A 22,340-nucleotide genomic window follows, 5' to 3' on the forward strand; every position below is an offset into this window, starting at 1 on the left:
AGCAAAATCAGGAAGGAAACTTATGGAAGTTTATATTCACAGGGAGAATATCAACAATGTTTAGCAAAGCACTGAAAGGTGTTGCACTGGCAGCACTGATTGCCGGTGCCGGCATGACGACGGCGCACAACGCCGCTGCTGGCGAAGGCAACATCACCGTGACCTACAAGGACGATGTTTCGACCCTTGATCCGGCGATCGGCTATGACTGGCAGAACTGGTCGATGATCAAAAGCCTGTTTGACGGCCTGATGGATTACGAGCCGGGCACCACGACGCTCAAGCCTGATCTGGCAACCGGCTATACGGTTTCTGATGATGGTCTGACCTATACCTTTACGCTGCGCAAAGGGGTCAAATTCCACAATGGCCGCGAATTCAAGGCATCTGATGTCAAATACACCCTTGAACGCGTTGTAAATCCGAAAACCCAAAGCCCGGGTGCCGGTTTCTTTGAAACCATCAAGGGCTTTGCCGAAGAATCCGCGGGTGAAACCGAAAGCCTTTCGGGTGTTGAAGTTGTCGATGATTACACCGTCAAATTCACACTGAGCCAGCCTGATGCGGCCTTCCTGCATAAAATGGCGCTTAACTTTGCGCATATCGTGCCCAAGGAAGAAGTCGAAAAATGGGGTCAGGATTTCGGCAAACATCCGGTTGGTACCGGTGCCTTTGCCCTTGAAGACTGGACCCTTGGCCAGCATCTGATTTTCAAGGCCAACCCGGACTATCACATTGCCGGTATCCCGAAGCTTGATACCATTACGGTTGAAGTCGGTCAGGAACCGGTGGTCGCACTTCTGCGCTTGCAGCGTGGCGAAGTTGACATTGCCGGTGACGGGATTCCGCCGGCAAAGTTCCTCGAAGTCATGAATGACCCGGAATACAAGGATCTGGTTGTATCGGGCGAGCAGCTTCATACCGGCTATATCACCCTGAATACCAACATTCCGCCATTCGACAATGTCAAGGTCCGTCAGGCCGTCAACATGGCGGTCAACAAGGATCGTATCGTTCGCGTAATCAATGGTCGTGCCGTTCCGGCCAACCAGCCATTGCCGCCGCTGATGCCCGGCTACAACACCGATTACAAGGGTTATGCCTTTGATCCGGAAAAGGCCAAGTCCCTTCTGGCCGAAGCCGGTTTTGCTGATGGCGTTGAAACCACCCTGTTTGTTGCCAATACCGATCCGCAGCCGCGTATCGCCCAGGCCATCCAGCAGGATCTTTCGGCAATCGGCATGAAAGTCGAAATCAAGTCGCTGGCACAGGCAAACGTGATTGCCGCTGGTGGTGAAGCCGATCAGGCCCCGATGATCTGGTCGGGTGGCATGGCCTGGATTGCCGACTTCCCGGATCCGTCGAACTTCTATGGCCCGATTCTGGGTTGTGGCGGTGCGGTGCCGGGTGGCTGGAACTGGTCGTGGTACTGCAACGAGGAACTTGATGCCGAAGCATCAAAGGCCGACGCGCTTGCCGATCCGTCCCAGGCCGATACCCGCATTGATATGTGGCGCGACATCTTTACCAAAGTCATGGCCGACGCACCGTGGGTACCGGTGTTCAATGAACAGCGTTACACCATTCGTTCGCCGCGCCTTGTGGCCGATGACGCGATCCTCGTCGATCCGGTCCACATTCCTGTTCACTATGACTACATTGCGGTGAAATAAACATGTGCAAATGTGCGGATTACACGATCCACTCCGCGCACTGTCATCACGGGTGGGATCATTCGATCCCGCCCGCATTGACGGTCGCGCCCGGTACCACCATTGAATTTGAATGCGTCGACAGTGCAGCAGGCCAGTTCAATGCAAACAGTACGGTTGCGGATGTAACCGCACTGGATTTTTCCAAAATCAATCCGGTGTCCGGTCCTGTCTTTATTGACGGGGCAGAGCCCGGTGATGCGGTCAAAATCACCATCGAAGGTTTCAAACCGTCGGGCTTTGGCTGGACGGCAAATATTCCGGGATTTGGTCTTTTGGCCGATCAGTTCGAAGACCCGGCCCTGCATATCTGGAAATATGATCCCGATACGCTGGCCCCGTCGCTGTTTTCCAAATACGGCAAAGTGCCGCTGAAACCGTTTGCCGGTACCATCGGCCTTGCACTGGCCGAACCGGGCCTGCATTCGGTCGTGCCGCCAAGGCGGGTTGGTGGCAATCTTGATATTCGCGATCTTGCAGCAGGGACCACACTTTATCTTCCGGTCGAGGTTGCCGGTGGCCTGTTTTCGATTGGCGATACCCATGCCGCACAGGGCGATGGCGAAGTTTGCGGAACGGCGATTGAAAGCCCGATGAACGCAACCGTGACCCTTGATCTGGTCAAGAATGCCCAACTTGAATCGCCGCATTTCACCACGCCCGGTCCGGTGACCAGCCATCTCGACAGCAAGGGATATGAATGCACCACCGGGATCGGAAGTGATCTTATGACCGGTGCGCGAGATGCCGTACGTCGCATGGTGGACTGGCTGTGCAAGACACAGGGCATGTCGGCGGTCGACGCCTATATGCTGTGTTCGGTCTGTGGGGATCTGCGCATCAGTGAAATCGTTGATCAGCCCAACTGGGTTGTCTCGTTCTATTTCCCGCGCATCGTATTTGACTAAGACGGCTTTTCGGGGCGGAGCGATCGAGTTGTTCTGCCCCGGATTTTAAAATCAATAAATTACAGACTTTCTCAGGGTTGGCAGTATGACCGAACAGGGCAGTAAAGCGGTGGAAAAGATCCTTGAAGTACGCGATCTGGTGACACAGGTGGCAACACCAAGCGGACCGAAAACCGTTGTCGATGGATTAAGCTTCGATCTTTGTCGTGGCGAGACGCTGTGTATTGCCGGGGAATCGGGTAGTGGTAAATCCATGACGTCACTGTCGATCATGGGGCTTCTGCCCGAACCGATGGCACGGGTTGCCAGTGGGGAAATCCGCCTGAACGGCACGGATCTCCTGACCCTGTCTGAACGGGCCATGCGCGACATTCGCGGCAATAAAATCGCGATGATCTTTCAGGAACCGATGACATCGCTTAATCCGGTTTTGACGATCGGACGCCAGTTGGGCGAAGCCATTTCAACCCATAATCCGATGCCCGGATCCCGGGTTCGGGCGCGTGCGCTTGAGGTTCTCAAACAGGTTCGCATTTCCGAGCCGGAAAAGCGGCTTTCGCAATATCCCCATGAATTGTCGGGTGGCATGCGCCAGCGGGTAATGATCGCCATGGCACTTGCCTGTAATCCCGATGTTCTGATTGCGGACGAGCCGACCACGGCCCTTGATGTCACCATCCAGGCCCAGATTCTGGGACTGATGCGCGATCTGCAACGCGAAACCGGAACCGCGATCATACTGATTACCCATGACATGGGTGTTGTTGCCGAAATGGCGAACCGCGTCATTGTCATGAACCAGGGCAAGGTGGTCGAAAGCGGCACTGTTACCGATGTGTTTGAAAAACCCGATGATCCCTATACCCGCGGGCTTTTGGCCGCTGTGCCGCGACTGGGCGCCATGACCGGCACAGAAGGCCCGGCCAGCAGCGATGGCAAGGCGCTTGAACGCGGTTTGGCCAAACCCCTGGTATCGGTCAGGGACCTTACCGTGCGTTTCGATATTCGCGGCGGTCTTTTGCAGCGCGTGCAGAAACGCGTGCATGCGGTCGAACAGGTCAGTTTCGATATCTTTGCGGGTGAAACATTGTCGATTGTCGGTGAAAGCGGCTGTGGCAAATCGACAACCGGTCGGGCGTTGATGAACCTTATTCCCTGGAAGGGGGAAGTGGTGATTGACGGGCGCGAGATCGATGCCAATTCCCGCATCCAGACCCGTGAAGTTCGCCGCAATATCCAGATGATTTTTCAGGATCCCTATGCGTCCCTTGATCCGCGTATGACGGTCGGGGAACTGGTGGCCGAACCATTGGTGATCCATGGTCTGGCATCGGGATCGGAACTTGATGACCGGGTCGAATATCTGTTCAGGCGGGTCGGACTTCCCGCAGATGCGGCAAAACGGCATCCGCACGAATTTTCCGGCGGTCAGCGTCAGCGCATCTGTATTGCGCGCGCGCTCAGCCTGTCGCCCAAGGTGATCATTGCCGACGAATCGGTTTCGGCACTTGATGTATCGGTGCAGGCACAGGTTCTTGATCTTCTGGGGGAATTGCAGGCTGAAAGCGGGCTTTCATATCTGTTTATTTCGCACGATATGGCCGTGGTCGAACAGATCAGCCACCGGGTGGCCGTCATGTATATGGGGCAGATTGTGGAAATCGGGCCGCGTCAGGCAGTTTTTGAAAACCCGCAGCATCCCTATACCAAAAAACTGATGGCCGCAGTCCCGATCCCCGATCCGCGCAAACGTCGTCAGGATTTCAGCCTGATCACCGGCGAAGTTCCAAGTCCGGTTCACGGGCTGGATTACCAGCCGGAACTTGCTGATCTGCAACAGATCGCAGCCCATCATTTTGTCGCGAAGTCAGCAATGGAAACCGCGGCATAGGAAAAATGGCAGCAGCGGCATGGAAAGCGGCGGGCGGATCAGAAATACCGTTCGGCGATCCGCACGATGTCACCGGGCATGACAATGGTTGCCAGATTGGCCGGGATCGAAACCCGCGCTGTATCATTACCGCGCAGGATTTCGATATCGTCCTCGTCCCCGCGATAGGTCATGCCCCCGCCAATCGCAATCGCATTTAAAACATTCATGCCCGGGACAAAGCTGTATGACCCGGGCTGATTGACTTCGCCAACGATGAAGAACGGGCGAAAGGCAACGACATCGACCGCTACATCAGGATGGCGCAAATAGCCGTCGAGATAGGCGTCATGAATGGCGGTGCGGGCCTGGCTGGTTGTCATGCCCCTTACAAAAACCGGCCCGATCAGTGCAAGGTTCAGTTTACCCTGTGCATCGATGCTGAAATCACCCGACAGGTCCGGCTCACCAAATACCGTGACCCTGACCAGATCGCCGCTATCAAGCGAATAGATGGTTTGGGCAGTTCCGGAACGTGAAAGCGCGACGATCCCGACAAGCATGATCAGCACAATCGCAAGCAATCGGGTGCGGGCTGTGACGGATGTGACAATGCCGGTCATTTACATCTCCAGCTTCAGGCTGATCTGGCTTTGTAGGCGGGCGTAATCTTCGCCGTTGCTGGTTGATTGGCGAATTTCGTGGCCAACGGTGCTGTTGATCCTGGCAAAGCGATTCAGCTGATAATCAAGGTCAAGGCCGATCGAACGTACCCTGTCGGTGCGTGTGGTTTGTTGAAAGGCATCATTGCGATAACGGGCATTGGCGCCGATCTGTAACGTGCGCAGCAATTCATGGGTTACTCCGATGCCCGTTTCAAATGCCAGAATGCCGCTGGCACCTTGGACGGTGGTTTCGCGCACCGCCCGCGCAGCGGTAAATGAAAGGCTGGTCAGCCGGGTAACGGACCAGTCGATATCGGCCCGCAGCGTATAGTCGTTGATATTGCCAAATGCCGGATCGACATAGCTTTGGCTCATCCAGCCGGCCGCAAGATCCGCCCGGATCAGGTCGGTCAAATCAAACCGCAGGCCACCATAAATCTGGTATCCGGCAGAATCGCGAACCCGCCCGCTATCATCGGGGGTTCTGTCATATTGCCGCTGATTAAGCGTGATTTCGCCATACGCTTCGCGTCCCTGATCAAATGGCATCACAGCGCGCAGGGTTTCACGGGTTTCAAGGCGGTCGCGATCGTCATTGCGGATCGCATTGCCATTGATGGCGGTGCTGTCTTCGAAATCAAGACGACGCAAAGACAACCGCGATTCATATTGCAAGCTTCTGGTGGCATATCGCCCGCCAATATGGGCGCGGACATCACGATAAATCACGGGTTCCCGTGCGCCAGTCGGGACATCATTGCTTCCGCGCGGGTCATGCTGACGATGCCATTCGATTGCGCCATCAACCGATGACGGACCAAGCTCAATGCTTCCGGCGGCCTTGGCCTCAGCATCCTGATAATTGTCCTGATCGGATTTGGCAAAAAATCCAAGCTCCCCGCCGATCGTCATATGCATACGAAAGAACGGCCAGTCGCCGCTCAGATGAAGGCGCGGGGCGATCGTGGTGATGACATCCGATTGCGCATTGTCATCAGATAAAAAGATGTTGTCGTCATGTGTTGCGCGGCTGGTGACTTCCGGGGCCAGAACAAACCGTCCAAGGCGCATATGGGTGTAATCCTGTGACCGGGTGGGTTTCGGACCGGTTGACGCGCCAGGTTGGGCAATAGAACGCGTTGGGGCCCAAAGCCCGGTCAGGAATATCGCACAGCACAACATCATGGGGACTTTGCCGTGACCGGTGACGGTCCTGGCGACTGCTTTGGTGATTGTGCAGAAATGCCTGATCATCAAACAAGCCGCTGGTCATGACGAAAAATGTGACCCTGTCCCGGCCTCTGCCCGTTATGGTCCGCTTGACGGGCAGGCAGTCGCGATGTCGATGATCTGCGCAACGGCAAAAGAACGGTTGCAAACAGAATGATCCCGTCACGTAGCGGGTTCTGATCAGCGATATAATCCAGATCGCATCCCGTGCGCGCCCGAAGATGATGATGGCAGTCAACCGGGCCCCGCCACCCACGAATTTGCGCCAATCCCGTGATGCCCGGACGCATGGCCAGGCGGGCGTCATAGCCGGGCAGGGACGTGGCAAACAGGGCATGATCGGCAACACTGTGCGGGCGCGGTCCCACCAGCGACATCTCGCCGCGGATCACATTGATCAATTGTGGCAATTCATCCAGCCCGCTTATGCGCAGCCACCCGGTAAACTGGTCTGAAAGCCGGATGATCGGCGCCGATGACCGCCGACAGGTCCGGTCACGCAAGGTCCGGAATTTGAAAATGGTGAACACCGTTGCATGTCTGCCGACACGTTTCTGACGGAAAATCGGGTGGTGGAATCCAAGTCCGATCAGGACTATGGAAATCGCAATCATCACTGGCGCAAGGGCAATGATCGCCAGCAATGAAATCAACAGATCACAAAGGCGTTTGAGGCCGTAATGGCGATCGGCATTCACCCGGGAAAAGTCGGACAGGATTTCTGGTTTGTGATTTTCCCCGGTCAACCGCGATGCCCCCACATCTGGATGGTTATGTCAGCTCACATAACTCAGGGTAGATGTATTTTGCCGCTGATCAAGTAAATATATTGTGGTCTTTGGTTGGTAGGGGGTTGTTTCTATTGGTTTTCCCGTCGCTTATCGCAAAGACGGTATTGATGAAAGGACCGTCTTCATCAATTGCGGCTGGCGGTTGACGCCGGTCTTGGAAAAAATGGTTTTCAAATAGGTTCTGGCCGAACTGTGCGAGATGCCGACAAGTTCCGCTGCCTGATCAAGGGCAAGACCTTCTGCCAGTTTCTGGGTCAGTTTTGCCTCGGACCGGGTCAGACCGAACAGATCCATCAGATCGTCAATCGCGGGTGGTTTTTGCTGTGCGGGATCAACAAGGATCACCATAAAGGTTGATTTGCCATCGGTCTTTTTGGGCACTCGCCGGATCAGAACAGACAGCTTTTCGCCGTCACGTTCGATCGCATAGCTTTGATGTTTGCGCGGCGCCATCTTTGCTGGCGGGTTCAGGAAACTTTCCAACCCCTCCGGAACGGGTTCGATGATCAGGCGCCCCTGACTGCCCGAATGAACAAGTGATGATCCACGCATCAATTCGGCTGCCTGGGCATTCATATGCAAAATCGAAAGATCGGCATCAACGGCAATCACGCCAAGCTCGAACAGATCAAGGAAATCGGTAGGAAGGGTATCTTCTGCCTGTCCCTGGCGGGCTTCGATTTCTGTTTCCAGTCCTTCAAGAATGGTCTGAAGATTTGTCGGCTTGGGATAGAACCGAAATACCCCCAGCTCGTTAACGGCAAGCAAGGCCGACTGCAAATCGGCATATCCGGTCAGGATCACAATCAGCAGATCATGGCGAACGGTGCGCAATTCCGCAGCCAGTTCCAGCCCCGACATGCCCGGCATATGGATATCCAGAACAGCAGCCCCGATTGACGGGTCGGCGGCAATGGCATCGCGTGCCGTTATCGGATCATTGAAATAGACCGCCCCCCATTGGGGCCGCAAGCGCGCAAAGTTGCGCCGATGTGATGACAACAGATGTTCGTCATCATCGACAAAGGCAATCCGCACCGGCGTTTTTTCGGTCATCAAAAGTGCCCTCCACAAATGGGGATATTGGACAATGGCAGTCTGACACTATTCTGCAATCGTTCAAAGCCCCGCCTTTCGTCATATGCGCAAACTCGCCGGGCCAAATAACAAGAATTTCAGGACTTAGCATCATTCCGGAGTTGCCCATTAATGGATGTGGTCAATACAAAACGCCCCGTCATTCTGATGGTAGATGATGATGAAAAACTGTTGGCAGCGGTGCGGCGCACCCTTGCGACCAGTTTTGAATTTGTCACATTTTCCGACGGGCAGATGGCACTTGATTGGTTGTCGCACAATCGCGAACGCACCGATCTTGTCATTGCCGATCTGATCATGCCGACTCTTGATGGTATCTCGTTCCTGAAACAGGCCGCCCGCATCGCGCCGATGGTCAGCCGCATGATGTTGTCTGGCAATATTTCGACCATTTCCCTGCGCGAAGCCATCAGTCAGGCCATGGTCACGCGTGTATTGGCCAAGCCGGTTTCGGTTTCTGTTTTGAAAGACGCCATTGACCGGGTCATCCAGACCAACAAACCGGCCGAAAAGCCGACATCGCGCGTGACGCCGATGATGGTCAATTCAACGATTGATCAGGCCAAATTTTCCACGGTTCTTCAGCCACGATTTGCGGCAAGTGACCTGGGTCTGTGCGGTGTTGAGGTTCTGTGCCGCATGCCGTCGCTTGAAAAGGATTTCGGGGTTGATGAAATCTTTGAGGCATGCCGCGATCATCCGGTAATCAATCGGCTGACCAGCCAGTTGATGGCGGTGATGATTGATCAGGCGCCGCGATATCGTGCCTTACTGGGCGATTCCAGCAACCTTGCGGTCAATATTTCTGCCTATTCGCTCAAAACGCCGGAATTCCTCGATCTTTTGATCCGCTTCTATGAAAAGATGCGCATGCGCGGTGTCGTCGTGACATATGAAATTCCCGAACGCCAGCTGGTTCCGGATGATCAGGAATTGCTGGGCAGTGTTTCGCGCCTTCGTGAACGCGGCATTGCGGTACTGATTGATGATTTCGGGTCGGGCAACAATTCGCTTGAACTGTTGCGTCACGAAGTCTTTGCCGGGATCAAGCTGGACCGTGAGCTTGTCCGCGGAATCATGACCGATTTCCTTGACGATGCCTTTGTCGAATGGATCGCGCAGGTCTGCTGGAAAATGGGGCTGTCAATTTCGGCCAAGGGTATCGAAAGCGGTGCGGTTGTCGAAAAACTGCAAGTCTATGGCATCACCGAATTGCAGGGATTTTATCTTGGCAGCCCGGAACCGCTTGATGTCTGGGAAGAAAAGACAGCAACAGCCATGAGCGCGTAAAAGTGCTTGTGTCTTTGACTAAATTCACCTGTTAGTTATTGTTAAATCAACATGCTGTGACCACTCTTTAAGGCATGGTAGGGAGCATGGATATGAATATGAAAAGCTTTGCAAAGGTGTTGGCCCTTGTGGTCGCCATGGTGGGCTTCGTTTCTGCGGGGGCATCGGCCGGCGGGTCATTGAAGCTGACAAAACCCGATGGCGAGGTGGTAACGGTTTCCATGGAAAAGCTCATGGAAATGCCTGCGGTCGAGTTTTACACATCGACCCCCTGGACAAACGGGGTGCAGAAATTCCAGGGCGTTTCCTTTGACCTGCTGCTTGAGACCTATGGCCTTGATGCCGATATGGTACGTGTCGCTGCCCTGAATGATTACAGCGTCATTGTCCCGACCAACGTATTGCGAAATGACGGTGCCATTCTGGCCTATCACCTTAATGACGCGGAAATGTCGGTGCGTGAAAAAGGCCCGTTCTGGGTTGTCTTCCCCTATGACAGGGATGTGCGTTTCCAGACAGATACCTATTGGGCATATTCGGTCTGGCAGGTAAAATCTGTTGATGCAAAGAATTAAGGCGTTTTTTTTCAACCGTTCAGGCCGTGCCATGTTCTTTGGACTGGTGCTGTTTGTCGGTTTGTATGCGGTTCTGTCCGGGGCGATTATTCGCCAGCTTGAAGACGAGCGGTTTACCTATCGGGAAAATTTCGTCTGGGCGGTGTTTCAGATCCAGCGCCAGCTTTTCATCATTCAACGCGACATAGAAGCCGCCTTTGGCCGTGCCGGTCTTGATGACCAGGCGGTCGAAGACATCATGCTTGAATATGAAATCATGGTCAGCCGCGTATTTCTGTTGCGCGATGGCGAAGGTTTCCGCGTGCTGTTTTCCGTGCCCGAAGTGGCGGCATCCATAGACGCTCTGCAAAACCGGATCGATGAAGTCGATATCGCGCTGGAAAATGCCACGGATCCAAGGTCAAAATTACAGGAACTCTATCGGCTGCTTGAACCGATGGGCGAACCGCTGCAACAGGCGGTGGTGCGGACCACGAACTTTGTGTCGGTCTATAACGCTCAGAATATCCAGACCGTGAAGCGCAATATTGAATTTCTGACCTATTTGTTCTTTGTCGGTGTTGTTGCAATGGCGGTGCTGGGGGCATTCATGATCCGTCAGCGCCAGCGTGTTTTTGCGGCGGATATTGCCGCCCAGAAAGCCCGACAGGAACAGGAAGTCATCGAAGAGGCCGCCGATTACGCCAAGCTGCATGCTTTGGGGACGCTGGCAGGCGGGGTCGCGCATGAAATCAACACCCCGGCGCAATATATCCAGAACAATCTTGAATTTCTTTCTGACAGCTTTTCGGGTCTGGTCGATGCAGTGCGCCGCCAACAGGCCGACCCGACGGCAAAGGTCGATTTTGACCAAAGCAAAATCGATTTCCTGGTGCAGGAAGTGCCGCTTGCGATCGATGAAAGTATCCAGGGACTTGAACGGATTGCGGAAATTGTCCGGGGGATTCGCAAATTTGCCCATCCGGCCAATGACGCAATCGAACTGATTTCCATTCCCGAAGAAATCGAAACGGCGGTTACCCTGACCCGCAACCAGGTCAAACATGTTGCCGATCTTGATGTTCATATCCAGTCGGATGTCACCGAGGTCAATGGACGACGCAACCATCTGTCACAGGCGCTGATCAACCTGATCGTCAATGCATCGCAGGCCATCAAGGAAACCGGCCAGCGGCGCGGCCGCATTGATCTGACGGTGACATCGGACGACGACAATGTGTTCATCCGTCTGCGCGACAACGGGTCGGGTGTGCCGGAAGACCTGCGCGATCGCATCTTTGATTATTTCTTTACCACCAAGGAACGCGGTGTCGGCACCGGTCAGGGGCTTCCGATTTGTCGCAAGCTTATCCAGGACGATTTCGGTGGTGATCTGACCCTGTCAGAGGATTATGTCGACGGGGCCGAATTCGTTATCCGTCTGCCCAAAATCAATCCATCCTATAACGCACATTCGCAAAATGATGTCATGCAGGGGCCAAGCGATCTTGGTGCGTTGCTGCGTTAGCCCGCTGAATGGAACATCTGGCCGGGATATGGTTTTTCGATACCGTGCGGCAGGTGGTTTTCGATGCAGCTGCGTTCCCAGACCGGCCAGATGTCATCGGCACCGCATCGTGAAATGAACCCGCTGGCAAGGTCATATTTGGCGGCGCGTTTCATGCCGTCCTTGCCAACGATGCGGGCAAAATATTGCGCAGCATAGACAATCAGCAGGGTCCTGGAATTCGGGGTCGGTGCAACTTCGGGCCTGTGATGGAACGCGATCTGTTCAACAACTTCGTGCGGGAATCCCCAATAGGCACAAATGGATGCCGATACTGCCGGATGGGCAAATCCCATTTCGGCAACTTCGGCGGAAATAATATCGCATTCATCGCGATCGGCCCGATCACGGCTGGCCTTGTAGCCATCGGGCATCACCCGTTTGATGATGATTTCCCCGATATGACACAAAAGGGCCGCCGCACGGACCTGATCAACCGTTTCAAAGGGCAGGTTTTGCAACCGGGCAATATTGGCAGCCATCTGTCCAAGAACCAGTGGTCGGTGCAGTTCAATGGCCGGCACGTTCGGGTCAAACTTGGCGGGCTGACCCAGTTCTGACCACAGAATGCACAATGCCTTGATCGTCTCGATGCCAAGCAGTTTCACAAGACCGATCAGGCCGGTCTGGCTATCGGCGGCGACAAGTTTTTCCCGTCGCGCCAGATCCCGTGCCAGAAATGTCAGTGCGGGATGATCGGCGGCAAATTCATTAAGCTCGTCGCGGCTTTTGGGGCCGGTGAACTGCAATATCGTGTGCAGGCGTTCAAAGGTTGCCGGCCATGCCAGTTCCCTGGGAATCCGTGCCAGAAGATCAACCAGCATCGGATCATGCAAATAACGCCGCATGACCAGACCGCGCTCGACCGCGTGAATGATGTCGGTATCCTTGCAGGGCTTGGTCAAAAAGTGCTGGGTTGCGGTGGTGCCGTTTTGAATGGCGATTTCGTCGGCATAGCCGGAAAGCAATATGCGGGATGTCTGGGGATAACGATTGGCAACAATCCGCAGGAATTCGGCCCCGTCCATTTCGGGCATCCGCATGTCGGAAATCACCACATCTGCCTGTTCTTCTGCAAGGCCGATCAGCGCACTTTCAGCACTTTCAAAAAACCGCAGCGACCAGTTCGGGCGTTGGCTCATCATACGGCGACGCAATCCGCGCAACACGTTGGGATCGTCATCAACAAATATGATCGAAATATCTTCGTACATGGTTCGGTCAGACAGATCTGGCTTGGGTTATCATAAAGAACCAACAAACCGCATCTTCGGGATGCAGCCTGTCGGGCCATTCAGTGCGACCGTACTTTGGCTGTTTTATCTGATCTCCAATATCCTCATATGAGGAGCCATAAAAAAACGGGCTGCTATTGTATCAGCAACCCGTTTGATCGGTGCGCTTAAGGGCGGGTCAGATCAGAATTCGTAGCCGATCTTGCGATCGACCGAGAATTTGCCACCACCCTGGATCAGAACCGTCAGGGCAAGCAGACCCCACATCAACGGCATTTCAAAGCCGCCATTGTTCCAGAAATAGCCAGCCGGGATATGGGTTGAAACGGCAACAGCCATGAAAACCAGAACCGCGGCGGCAACCGGACGGGTCAAAAGACCGACTGTCAGCATCAATCCGCCAACAAATTCAAGAAGGCCGATCAGAAGGGCAAAGACAAAGCCCGGGGCAAAGCCGATGCTTTCAAGCCAGCCAGCCGTACCTTCAAGGCCATAACCGGCAAAGGCACCAAACAGTTTCTGCGCACCATGCGGAACCATCAAAAGGCCGGTGGTAACACGGATGATCACCGGGGCAAGCGGTTGCAGGGCGGACGTAACATTGCCAATAGCGGGGATGATCGAACGGGGTTTGTCACTGGTAAGCGAGGTCATGATTTTTCTCCTCGGGATGGGGGAGCGCGGTTTTCGCAGCTCAGGCCACCATGTCAAAAACAAGGGCTTCGGCATTGTCGGCATCAGAGAAGACAAGTTCGTCTTCATCCCGGATCGCCGCACCGTCACCGGCAGTAAGGGTTTCGCCATTCACTTTGACCGACCCGCGGGCCACCTGGATCCAGGCGATGCGGCCTTTTTCGATGCTGTGCTGTGCGGTTTCGCCATTGTTAAGGTGCGCAACATACAGATCGACATTCTGGTGAATGGTGATCGAATTCTCACGGCCATCGCGGCTGCCGATCAGGGTAAGCCCCGATCCCGTATCGCGGCGTGCGATTTCCTTTTCTTCGTAACCCGGTTCCAGTCCGGCGGCTTCCGGAATGATCCAGATTTGCAGGAAATGAACCGGATCGGATTTTGAATGGTTGTATTCCGAATGACGGATGCCGGTGCCAGCCGTCATGCGTTGCAGGCGGCCCGGACGGATCACAGATCCGTTTCCGATGCTGTCCTTGTGTTCAAGGGCGCCATCAAGAACATAGGAAATGATTTCCATATCCTTGTGGCCATGGGTGTCAAAACCGGCACCGGGAATGACACGGTCTTCGTTAATGACGCGAAGCGGTCCCCAGCCCATCCGGTTGGGATCGTAATAATGACCGAACGAAAAAGTATGGTTGGAATCAAGCCAGCCAAACTGTGCGCGGCCACGGGTGTCTGCATCTACTTTGATCAGCATTTGTCTGTACCTCCATGAGGATGTCTTCTGTTGGAGACAGAATACGCTTTTCATAAAATGAGACAATTATCGCAATAATGCCCACAGTGTTGCGTTTAATGCGACAATAAGCCTATCATCGCGTCATATGATGCATCCCCAACCGCAGCCCAGGGATATTGCCCGTGGATAAAATGGCCAGTTTGCAAAGTTTCATCCGTGTGGTCGAGGAAGGCAGCTTTGCCGCCGCGGCGCGGGCCATCGGGCAGTCGCGATCGCAGGTCAACCGTGCGGTGGTCGCGCTTGAAGATGATCTGGGTGTGCAATTGCTGAACCGCACAACACGTACCGTTTCGGTAACGCCAAGCGGGCAGGCGTTTTATCAGCGGGCCAAGGCCATTCTGACGGACCTGACGGATGCCGAAGACTCCATTCGCGAGAACCCGGAAAAGCCGGCTGGTGACATTCGCATCAATGCACCAATGTCATTTGGCACCCTGCATCTTGGCCCGGCACTTGTCGATTTTGCCCGCATGTATCCCGATATCAGGATCGAATTGGCCTTGAATGATCATTTCATCGATCCGGTTGCCGATGGTTTTGACATGACGGTGCGCATCAGCCGCCCGACCGAAACCCTGGCGCTGATTGATCATGAAATTATTCCGATCCGGCGCGTGATTTGCGCGGCACCCGATTTCTTGCAGAAACATGGTGAACCAACCGATATCCGCGATCTGGCGACTTTGCCCTGTCTGCATTATGGCAATCTTCCGTCGGGTTCGACCTGGAAGCTGACCGGCCCGAACGGACCGGTTTCGGTTCAGGTCAATGGCGTGTTTTGCTGTAACAATGCCGAAGTTCTGCGTGACGCGGCGGTGGCCGGTCTGGGCTTGGCGGAAATGCCGACTTTCATTGCCGGGCCGGAATTGCAAACCGGGCGTCTGGTGACGGTGTTATGTGATTATACCCCGCCCGAGATTTTTCTTTATTTGCTCTATCCGCCCAGCCGGCAGCTTTCATCGCGTATCCGGCTTCTGGTTGATTTCATGCATGACCGGTTTGGCGGTCAGCCGCGCTGGGATCTGGTGCAATAAAACCCAAATCAGAACCGGATTGTTGCGATCCAAAACCTTGCATCCTGCGTACTGGATACTAGGTTTTTGCATGAACGCATAACGGGACTGGTCGCAATGTCTGATTTCGAAATGCCAACATTGATGATGGTGTCGCACGGTAATAGCGGCAATGGCGGGGACCCGGCAGGGGACCTTGCCCGGTCCGTTGCGGCTGACTGGAACGGACCGGTGTCGCATGGCTATATGCGAAGCAATCCGTCACTGCCCGATCAGCTCGCTTCCCTCAAACGGTCGGGACATGCCGAGCGCCTGATCATTTTCCCGCTGTTTTTCAGTGAAGGGTATCTGGTGTTCGAAGAACTGCCGCGCGATCTTGAGCGTGCCGGATTGGGTGATGCAGTTGTTCTGCCGCCGGCCCTTAATCTTCCGGGCTTTGATGACCTTGTCGCCAGCAAAATCCGGGCAGCCGCCGCCAATCGGCGGTGGCGACTGGATGAAATGTCGGTATTTCTGGTGCCGCATGGCTTGAAAACCCTGACCGCACCATTGCCGGAAACGGTCCGTTTTGCCCGCCAGGTTCAGGGGCTTTGCGCCGGGCCTGAAATCTGCATTGGCAATATCGAAGGCAAACCGTCGCTTGCCGATTGGCGCGACCTTTCCACGCACAAGAAAACCCTGATCATTCCGATGCTGGCCGGTGGTGGCACACATGCGCGCGACGATCTGCCCGAATTGATCAGTGCCCGCGACGATGAAGAGATCGAAATTCTTGATCCGATCGGACAGTGGCCGGAACTTCCCGGTCTGGTGCTTGATGAGGCCGGGCGTCATGTTGCCCGTCTTGCCGGTATGGCGGTGCCGCTGGGGCCGACAGGCGGTGATATCTGGGCCGAACGAATGGCAAGATCCGCCTGACTGCAAAGGTCGCCAGATTAGCCCAGAACCGGTTTGAAGCTTGTTTCCGATGATTTCTTGAGAAGATAGTCGCGAAACAGACGTGCGGCACTGGTCAGGTTGGCATCACCATCATGGGCGATCAGCAACTGGCGTTTGGCCCAGTCATCGGCAATCGGTGCGCCGGCAATATTCATATGGCCGATATATCCCGCAACCGAACTTTTCCGCAAAAAGCCGATCCCAAGTCCCGCGGCAATCATCTGGCGCAGGGACCCGAAACGCACGACCTTGATATGGGGATGCATATCGAGCTTCATTTTCGATGCGGCTTCGGAAATCAGGTCATCAATCACCCCGCCTTCATGCAGGGAAATGATGTCATATTTGGCGGCTTCGGAAAATTTGACCGGTTTGGGGGTGTCTGCATTGGGGATCAGCGGGTGACCTTTGGGGGTGACAACCCAGATCGGATCATCGCAAAACACATCATGGGCCAGATCGCCAAGCGGACTGTTATCGGCCAGGATCGCCAGATCAGCACGCCCTTCGCGGACGGCTTCGGCACTTTCGCGCGATGTCAATTCGCGGACATCAACAGTGATGTGGGGGAAATCGCGTTCAAAATCGGCCAGAAATGATGGCAAGCCGGTCAGAATCGCAGACGTCACCGCGGCAAGATAAATCTTGCCCTTTTCGCCGGCATTGAAATCGCGAAGCTCGTTGGAAAGATGGTTCAGATCGCCCAGAAGCTTTTCGCCATAGCGGGCAAAGATCGTGCCTTCTTCGGTCGGTTCGACCCCGCGCGGCAGGCGGCGAAGCAGTTTGACACCCAGCATGGCTTCGAGTTCGCCAATGCGGCGTGACACGGCCGAGGTCGCGATATGTTCGCGCCTTGCGGCTTCATTGATGCTTCCGGCGCGCACGATGGCGACGAAAAGCCGAATGGTCACGATATCAAACTTTTGCATGGAACCGTTGTCGGTGGTTCAGCCCGAAGCGTCAAGAAGTTTGAGGGTGCGGCAGATGTGCAGATCGTCGCACCAACCTCAAACGAAGGCGGCGGATGCCTTAACCTTCAACCTGACGCCATGCCTTGTTCCAGTCCGCAGTCAGTTCTGCGTGGGTTTTGGCCTGGGATGCTTTCATGATTACGGCAACCTGAAGGGCACGGACAAAACTGGTGAACCAGCCGGTGCGGACTTCACGTTCGATGCTGGTTGCGTCTTTGTAAGCAATCGTCGTCATGGCTCTAATCCTTTGCGACATCATCTGTCTTTGCGATGAATTCAGAGATACCAGACACCCTGCTTTGCGACTATTCTCCTTTCACCGCTATCCCGTTCTTGTTTGGAGAACGGTACTATTAACTATTTGAAAATAAACATTTATTCGATGTTGCGATGCGCAATAAGTCTTGGGGTTCGCGTGATTTTCGGCTTGGCGCGGCGGTTTTGTGCGCCAAGGTCGCTGCGACTCAGGCTAATCCGTGATCGGCGGTCCTGTGTGTTTTTCGGGGTGGCAAATATCTGCTATAGCTTGGGAAATTTTCACAATCAGGGTCGTTGATATGACCGATACAATCGATAATCTTGCCTATGAACAGGCCCATGGCAGCGCGGTTCAGGACCATCTCGGATACAGGCTGGTGGAATGGGCAGACGGCCACGCGGTCGTCGAGCTGGAGATGAAGGATTTTCACCGTAACCGTGTTGGGATCCTGCATGGCGGGATCTTGACCACGCTGATGGATACGGCATCTGGCTATGCGGTGTGTTTTTGCCCGGTTGCGGGGAACGTGCGCAAAACCATGACGCTTTCACTGACCACCAATTTCATTGGTATGGCCAAGGATGGGCTGGTGCGTGTGGTTGCCCGCAAACAGGGCGGGGGACGCAAGATCGTCTTTACCGAGGCAGTGGCCTATAACGCCGATGGCGATGTGATCGGAACGGCAACAGGAACATTCAAATATCATCGCGGCAGTGATGATTCCCAAGGCGTTCCTCGTGACCAGCCATCCTGATGAGGTTATGCAGGAAAGTGGTGGTCTGCTCGGTTTTACTTTGGTCTTGACTATTTTCATGGCTTCGCGTTTTCTAGGCACATGGGGAAACGCGAACTCCCCACGAGGCGACAGCTGAAGATCGCGTTCCAATTCAAGCCTGCAAAGGAGGAACGCACATGCCTGCGCCCAACTCAATTTCCAGTGACAAACTTTCCAAAATTATCGGCACACCTCGGGTGCCGCTGCTTCTTGACGTTCGTTCCGAGGAAGACTTTAACGCTGATCCGCGGTTGGTTCCCGGTGCGATCCGGGTGGACGATACCGCCTTGCCCGAACTGGCGTCACGCATCGCCAGGACAAGTTCAATTGTGATATGTCAGGCAGGCCATAAACGGAGTCAGGGAACTGCCGCATGGTTACGTGCCGAAGGATGTCCGTCGGAATATCTTGAAGGCGGGTTCGAAGACTGGGTGTCAAGCGGGTATCCGGTCATTCACCCGGAAAAGCTGCCTGCCCGCGATATTCAGGGCCGTACCGTCTGGGTTACAAGGTCCCGCCCGAAAATTGATCGTATTGCCTGTCCCTGGTTGATCCGGCGGTTTCTTGATCCGCGTGCTGTCATTCTGTTTGTCGCCCCGGCAGAAGTTCTTGGCGTGGCGGAGCGTTATCAGGCCGCACCATTTGACATAGAAGGTGTATTCTGGAGCCACCGCGACGAACGATGCAGCTTTGACGTGATGTTGGCGGAATTTGGTTTGTCTATACCGGCCCTTGATCGCCTTTCCGTCATTGTGCGCGGGGCCGATACCGCCCGACTTGATCTGGCCCCGGAATCGGCGGGGCTTCTGGCCGCATCACTTGGATTGTCACGCATGTATTCCGATGATCTTGAACAGCTTGATGCCGGAATGCTGCTATATGATGCGTTTTATCGCTGGGCGCGTGACGCCACGAATGAAAGCCATAACTGGCCAACCAACAAGCCACAGGTATGACATGTACAAATCTGATTATCCGACCCTTGGCGAAGCCTTTAAGGTCTGGGCCCGGATCGGTCTTTTGAGTTTCGGGGGGCCAGCGGGCCAGATTGCCCTGATGCATCAAATTCTGGTCGAAGAACGCAAATGGCTTGGCGAGAAGCGGTTTCTCCATGCTCTTAATTATTGCATGCTGTTGCCCGGACCCGAGGCACAGCAGCTGGCGGTTTATATCGGTTGGCTGATGCATCGGACTCTTGGCGGTGTGATTGCTGGCGTCCTGTTCGTTCTGCCCGGTGTCGTCGCGATTATGGCGCTGAGCTGGATCTATGCGATCTGGGGCAATGTCGGAATTGTTGAAGCGCTGTTCTTTGGTCTGAAAGCAGCCGTTTTGGCAATTGTCGCCCAAGCGGTCTGGCGGATCGGAAAAAGGGCGCTTAAAAACAAGGTCATGATCGCAATTGCAGTTGCGGCCTTTGTGGCGATTTTTGCCTTTGGGGTTCCTTTCCCCGTGATCATTCTGGTCGCCGGACTGATCGGATATGTTGCGGCACGCCGGGACATTGCGGCATTTCGAAGTGGCGGTGGTCATGGGAAAATCGGCGCAGTTCAGGTTGCCGATGCTGACACTCTGCTGGGTGAAGAATCCCCGGACCATACGCAGGTCAATCGGGCGTGGGCCTTTCGCGTTTCAGCGATCCTGCTTGGCCTTTGGTTGGTGCCGGTTGCGGCGCTGTTCCTGATGCTGGGCCCGGTCCATGTTTTTAGCCAGATTGCCGGGTTTTTCAGTATGATGGCAGTGGTGACATTTGGCGGTGCCTATGCGGTTCTGGCCTATGTCGCACAGGAGGCGGTGCAAAACTTCGGCTGGCTGGCAGCAGGTGAAATGTTGGACGGTCTGAGCATGGCTGAAACCACACCGGGACCGCTGATCATGGTCACGCAGTTTGTCGGCTTCATGGGGGCATTACGCGATGCTGGAACCCTGCCGCCGCTGATGGCGGCAACGCTTGGCGGCCTGTTGACGACTTGGGTGACCTTTACACCCTGTTTCCTGTGGATTTTCCTTGGAGCTCCCTTCATTGAAAGGCTGCGCGACAATCATCACCTTACGGCGGCACTCAGCGCAATTACCGCTGCGGTGGTCGGCGTGATCCTTAATCTTGCGGTGTGGTTCGGACTTCATGTGGTGTTTGCCGAGGTCAAACCGCTGGAAGGAATGGGGCTGGATTTGCTGGTGCCGGTCTGGTCGTCGATGAACCTTGCTGCCGCAGCACTGACCTTGCTTGCACTGGTTGCCGTTCTCTGGCGGGGGATGGGTACGATACAGGTTCTGGTCTTGTGTGCCGCACTTGGTGTTGTCGCGAGACTGACGGGTATTGCCTGATCGCGTCGGCAAGCTGTTTGTCTGGATATACAGAGGGCGCGACCATTTGCTGGTCGCGCCCTTTTTTGGCTTGGCCTCTGGGCTGTCTTATGTCGGCATCTGCCACTTGCCATTGACCAGACGCGGGATATTGAGCGGGTTGGCATCCTTGATTGCTGCCGGAAGCAATGCATCCGGGAAGGCCTGATAGGAAACGGGACGGACAAAACGCTTGATGGCGAGTGACCCGACCGAGGTCGAACGCGAGTCGGTGCTTGCCGGGTACGGACCGCCATGAACCATCGAATGGCAGACCTCAACCCCGGTCGGCCAGCCATTGATCAGAATACGGCCTGCACATTTTTCAACTGCCGGACGCAGGGCATTTGCCAGATCGGCATCGCCATCGACCATGTGGATGGTTGCGGTCAATTGTCCGATCAGTGTCGATGACAGCGCTAACATCTCATCAATGCTGTCGCACTCGACAATGATCCCGGCCGGGCCGAACATTTCCTCGGCCAGTTCCGGGTTGGCTTTCCAGTCGGCGGCCGTGGTGCGGAAGATTGCCGGGCTGCCTTCGAATTTGCCATCAGAGTCGCGACGTTTCAGCGGGCAGGTCACCTTGGCATGTTTGCTCATGGCGTTGGTGACGTCGTGATAGGCGCTTGATACGCGATCAGTCAGCATGGCGGCACCACCGACCTGGCCCAGTTCGGCAGCTGCGGTTTCGATAAATGTTTCAAGATCGGCCCCTTTAAGCGCGATCAGAAGACCCGGATTGGTGCAAAACTGGCCCACACCCATGGTCAGGGATCCGACCCAGCCCTTGGCAATGTCGGCGGCTTTTTCGCCCATGGCTTTGGGCAGAAGGAAGACCGGGTTGTTGGAACCAAGTTCGCCATAGAACGGGATCGGTTCCGGGCGGGATACCGCGATATCGAACAAAGCACGGCCACCACCGGTCGACCCGGTAAAGCCAACCGCCTTGATCAGCGGATGGGCCACCAGTGCCTGACCGACCTTGCGCGTGCCACCATGGATCAGGCTGAAGACGCCCTTGGGCATGCCGGTTTTGATGATGGCGGCCTCAATCGCCTTGGCGACCAGTTCGGACGTGCCGGGATGGGCGGCATGGCCCTTGAAAACTACCGGGCAACCAGCAGCCAGTGCTGATGCGGTATCGCCGCCCGCGGTCGAAAAGGCCAGCGGGAAGTTGGATGCGCCAAATACGCCAACCGGACCGAGCGCCTTGTTCATCACTCGGATGTCGGGTTTTGGCAGTGGCTGACGGTCCGGCTGTGCGGTTTCAATGCGGGCTTCGAACCAGGATCCTTCTTCGATCCAGTCAGCAAAGAAGCGCAGCTGACCAACCGTACGACCGCGCTCGCCGGTCAGGCGTGCAGCAGGCAGGGCAGATTCAAGGTTGCCGATTTCGGTAATTGCATCGCCGCGCGCATCGATTTCATCCGCAATGGCGCGCAGGAATTCCGCACGTTTGGTCGGCAGCATGGCGGCGAATTCTTCGGCACAGGCCTGGGCTGCTTCGACCGCCTGATTGACGATTTCCTCGGTGCCGTGCTGGAACTTGGTCGGGAGCTTTTCACCATTTGACGGATTGTCGGCCTGAAACACGTCCGGGCCATTCAGCCACTCGCCTGCGATGTAATGCTGTCCACTAAGCATGTGGGTCTCCTGTGGGGTTATGTCCTGTGCCGGAT

21 protein-coding genes are annotated in these 22,340 nt (G+C 55.1%); 11 read left to right on the top strand and 10 right to left on the bottom strand.

Annotation, left to right across the window (positions count from 1 at the left end; all coding sequences use genetic code 11):
* Positions 1 to 56: 56 nt before the first annotated feature.
* The 3 genes from SIB88_RS02445 (at position 57) to SIB88_RS02455 (ending at position 4,511) form a co-directional block, all read left to right on the top strand.
* On the top strand, positions 57 to 1,673 hold the full coding sequence (locus SIB88_RS02445; RefSeq protein ID WP_101246598.1) for an ABC transporter substrate-binding protein: 1,617 nt from the start codon (positions 57 to 59) through the stop codon (positions 1,671 to 1,673).
* A gap of 2 nt (positions 1,674 to 1,675) precedes the next feature.
* On the top strand, positions 1,676 to 2,620 hold the full coding sequence (locus tag SIB88_RS02450; RefSeq protein ID WP_101246597.1) for an acetamidase/formamidase family protein: 945 nt from the start codon (positions 1,676 to 1,678) through the stop codon (positions 2,618 to 2,620).
* A gap of 85 nt (positions 2,621 to 2,705) precedes the next feature.
* The gene (locus SIB88_RS02455; RefSeq protein ID WP_412559236.1) at positions 2,706 to 4,511 is read left to right on the top strand and encodes an ABC transporter ATP-binding protein; all 1,806 of its coding nucleotides are present in this window, start codon (positions 2,706 to 2,708) and stop codon (positions 4,509 to 4,511) included.
* A gap of 38 nt (positions 4,512 to 4,549) precedes the next feature.
* Here the strand turns inward: SIB88_RS02455 and SIB88_RS02460 are convergent, their stop codons facing one another.
* The 4 genes from SIB88_RS02460 to SIB88_RS02475 all read right to left on the bottom strand — a co-directional run bounded on the left by SIB88_RS02460 (position 4,550) and on the right by SIB88_RS02475 (position 8,232).
* Positions 4,550 to 5,113, bottom strand: a complete 564-nt coding sequence (locus tag SIB88_RS02460) for a polysaccharide biosynthesis/export family protein (RefSeq protein WP_412559237.1) — start codon at positions 5,111 to 5,113, stop codon at positions 4,550 to 4,552.
* The gene (locus SIB88_RS02465; RefSeq protein ID WP_412565926.1) at positions 5,114 to 6,226 is read right to left on the bottom strand and encodes an outer membrane beta-barrel protein; all 1,113 of its coding nucleotides are present in this window, start codon (positions 6,224 to 6,226) and stop codon (positions 5,114 to 5,116) included.
* Positions 6,227 to 6,408: 182 nt separating this feature from the next.
* On the bottom strand, positions 6,409 to 7,131 hold the full coding sequence (locus tag SIB88_RS02470; protein ID WP_181848869.1) for a sugar transferase: 723 nt from the start codon (positions 7,129 to 7,131) through the stop codon (positions 6,409 to 6,411).
* Between the two features lie 132 nt (positions 7,132 to 7,263).
* Positions 7,264 to 8,232, bottom strand: a complete 969-nt coding sequence (locus tag SIB88_RS02475) for a DNA-binding response regulator (RefSeq protein WP_101246592.1) — start codon at positions 8,230 to 8,232, stop codon at positions 7,264 to 7,266.
* Between the two features lie 153 nt (positions 8,233 to 8,385).
* Here SIB88_RS02475 and SIB88_RS02480 point away from each other — a divergent pair, with 153 nt between their 5' ends.
* The 3 genes from SIB88_RS02480 to SIB88_RS02490 all read left to right on the top strand — a co-directional run bounded on the left by SIB88_RS02480 (position 8,386) and on the right by SIB88_RS02490 (position 11,646).
* Positions 8,386 to 9,564 (top strand): EAL domain-containing protein, encoded by a 1,179-nt coding sequence (locus SIB88_RS02480; protein ID WP_206926527.1) that lies wholly within the window; start codon positions 8,386 to 8,388, stop codon positions 9,562 to 9,564.
* A gap of 98 nt (positions 9,565 to 9,662) precedes the next feature.
* Positions 9,663 to 10,139: a molybdopterin-dependent oxidoreductase gene (locus SIB88_RS02485; protein WP_250281288.1), complete on the top strand. Its 477-nt coding sequence runs from the start codon at positions 9,663 to 9,665 to the stop codon at positions 10,137 to 10,139.
* Positions 10,126 to 11,646 (top strand): sensor histidine kinase, encoded by a 1,521-nt coding sequence (locus SIB88_RS02490; protein WP_412559239.1) that lies wholly within the window; start codon positions 10,126 to 10,128, stop codon positions 11,644 to 11,646. The genes SIB88_RS02485 and SIB88_RS02490 overlap by 14 nt, the downstream gene beginning before the upstream one ends.
* Here SIB88_RS02490 and SIB88_RS02495 read toward each other — a convergent pair.
* The 3 genes from SIB88_RS02495 to SIB88_RS02505 all read right to left on the bottom strand — a co-directional run bounded on the left by SIB88_RS02495 (position 11,643) and on the right by SIB88_RS02505 (position 14,316).
* Positions 11,643 to 12,899: a response regulator gene (locus SIB88_RS02495; RefSeq protein WP_114112062.1), complete on the bottom strand. Its 1,257-nt coding sequence runs from the start codon at positions 12,897 to 12,899 to the stop codon at positions 11,643 to 11,645. The two genes, SIB88_RS02490 and SIB88_RS02495, sit on opposite strands and share 4 nt — an antisense overlap.
* Positions 12,900 to 13,103: 204 nt before the next feature.
* The gene (locus SIB88_RS02500) at positions 13,104 to 13,574 is read right to left on the bottom strand and encodes a DoxX family protein (RefSeq protein WP_412559240.1); all 471 of its coding nucleotides are present in this window, start codon (positions 13,572 to 13,574) and stop codon (positions 13,104 to 13,106) included.
* 40 nt (positions 13,575 to 13,614) lie between these two features.
* A complete protein-coding gene (locus tag SIB88_RS02505; RefSeq protein WP_114112061.1) occupies positions 13,615 to 14,316 on the bottom strand; it encodes a pirin family protein in 702 nt (233 codons plus the stop codon).
* A gap of 173 nt (positions 14,317 to 14,489) precedes the next feature.
* On the opposite strand from SIB88_RS02505, the gene SIB88_RS02510 reads away from it, so the two are divergent.
* Both SIB88_RS02510 and SIB88_RS02515 read left to right on the top strand, forming a co-directional pair.
* Positions 14,490 to 15,392, top strand: a complete 903-nt coding sequence (locus SIB88_RS02510; protein WP_228195141.1) for a LysR family transcriptional regulator — start codon at positions 14,490 to 14,492, stop codon at positions 15,390 to 15,392.
* Between the two features lie 96 nt (positions 15,393 to 15,488).
* Positions 15,489 to 16,289, top strand: a complete 801-nt coding sequence (locus SIB88_RS02515; protein WP_412559241.1) for a sirohydrochlorin chelatase — start codon at positions 15,489 to 15,491, stop codon at positions 16,287 to 16,289.
* 17 nt (positions 16,290 to 16,306) lie between these two features.
* Here the strand turns inward: SIB88_RS02515 and SIB88_RS02520 are convergent, their stop codons facing one another.
* Together SIB88_RS02520 and SIB88_RS02525 are read right to left on the bottom strand one after the other, a co-directional pair.
* The gene (locus SIB88_RS02520; protein ID WP_101246583.1) at positions 16,307 to 17,239 is read right to left on the bottom strand and encodes a LysR family transcriptional regulator; all 933 of its coding nucleotides are present in this window, start codon (positions 17,237 to 17,239) and stop codon (positions 16,307 to 16,309) included.
* 100 nt (positions 17,240 to 17,339) lie between these two features.
* On the bottom strand, positions 17,340 to 17,516 hold the full coding sequence (locus SIB88_RS02525) for a hypothetical protein (RefSeq protein WP_170310186.1): 177 nt from the start codon (positions 17,514 to 17,516) through the stop codon (positions 17,340 to 17,342).
* A 322-nt stretch (positions 17,517 to 17,838) separates the two neighbouring features.
* Here SIB88_RS02525 and SIB88_RS02530 point away from each other — a divergent pair, with 322 nt between their 5' ends.
* The 3 genes from SIB88_RS02530 (at position 17,839) to chrA (ending at position 20,640) form a co-directional block, all read left to right on the top strand.
* Positions 17,839 to 18,294, top strand: coding sequence for a PaaI family thioesterase (locus tag SIB88_RS02530; RefSeq protein ID WP_412559242.1), 456 nt, complete (start codon positions 17,839 to 17,841; stop codon positions 18,292 to 18,294).
* Between the two features lie 158 nt (positions 18,295 to 18,452).
* Positions 18,453 to 19,271, top strand: coding sequence for a chromate resistance protein ChrB domain-containing protein (locus SIB88_RS02535; RefSeq protein ID WP_114112057.1), 819 nt, complete (start codon positions 18,453 to 18,455; stop codon positions 19,269 to 19,271).
* Position 19,272: 1 nt separating this feature from the next.
* On the top strand, positions 19,273 to 20,640 hold the full coding sequence (chrA, locus tag SIB88_RS02540; RefSeq protein ID WP_114112056.1) for a chromate efflux transporter: 1,368 nt from the start codon (positions 19,273 to 19,275) through the stop codon (positions 20,638 to 20,640).
* A gap of 87 nt (positions 20,641 to 20,727) precedes the next feature.
* Here the strand turns inward: chrA and SIB88_RS02545 are convergent, their stop codons facing one another.
* A complete protein-coding gene (locus tag SIB88_RS02545; protein ID WP_412559243.1) occupies positions 20,728 to 22,305 on the bottom strand; it encodes an aldehyde dehydrogenase (NADP(+)) in 1,578 nt (525 codons plus the stop codon).
* Between the last annotated feature and the right edge of the window lie 35 nt (positions 22,306 to 22,340).

The sequence above is a fragment of the Thalassospira sp. MIT121401 genome (genome assembly GCF_047125595.1).
GTDB lineage: Bacteria > Pseudomonadota > Alphaproteobacteria > Rhodospirillales > Thalassospiraceae > Thalassospira > Thalassospira povalilytica.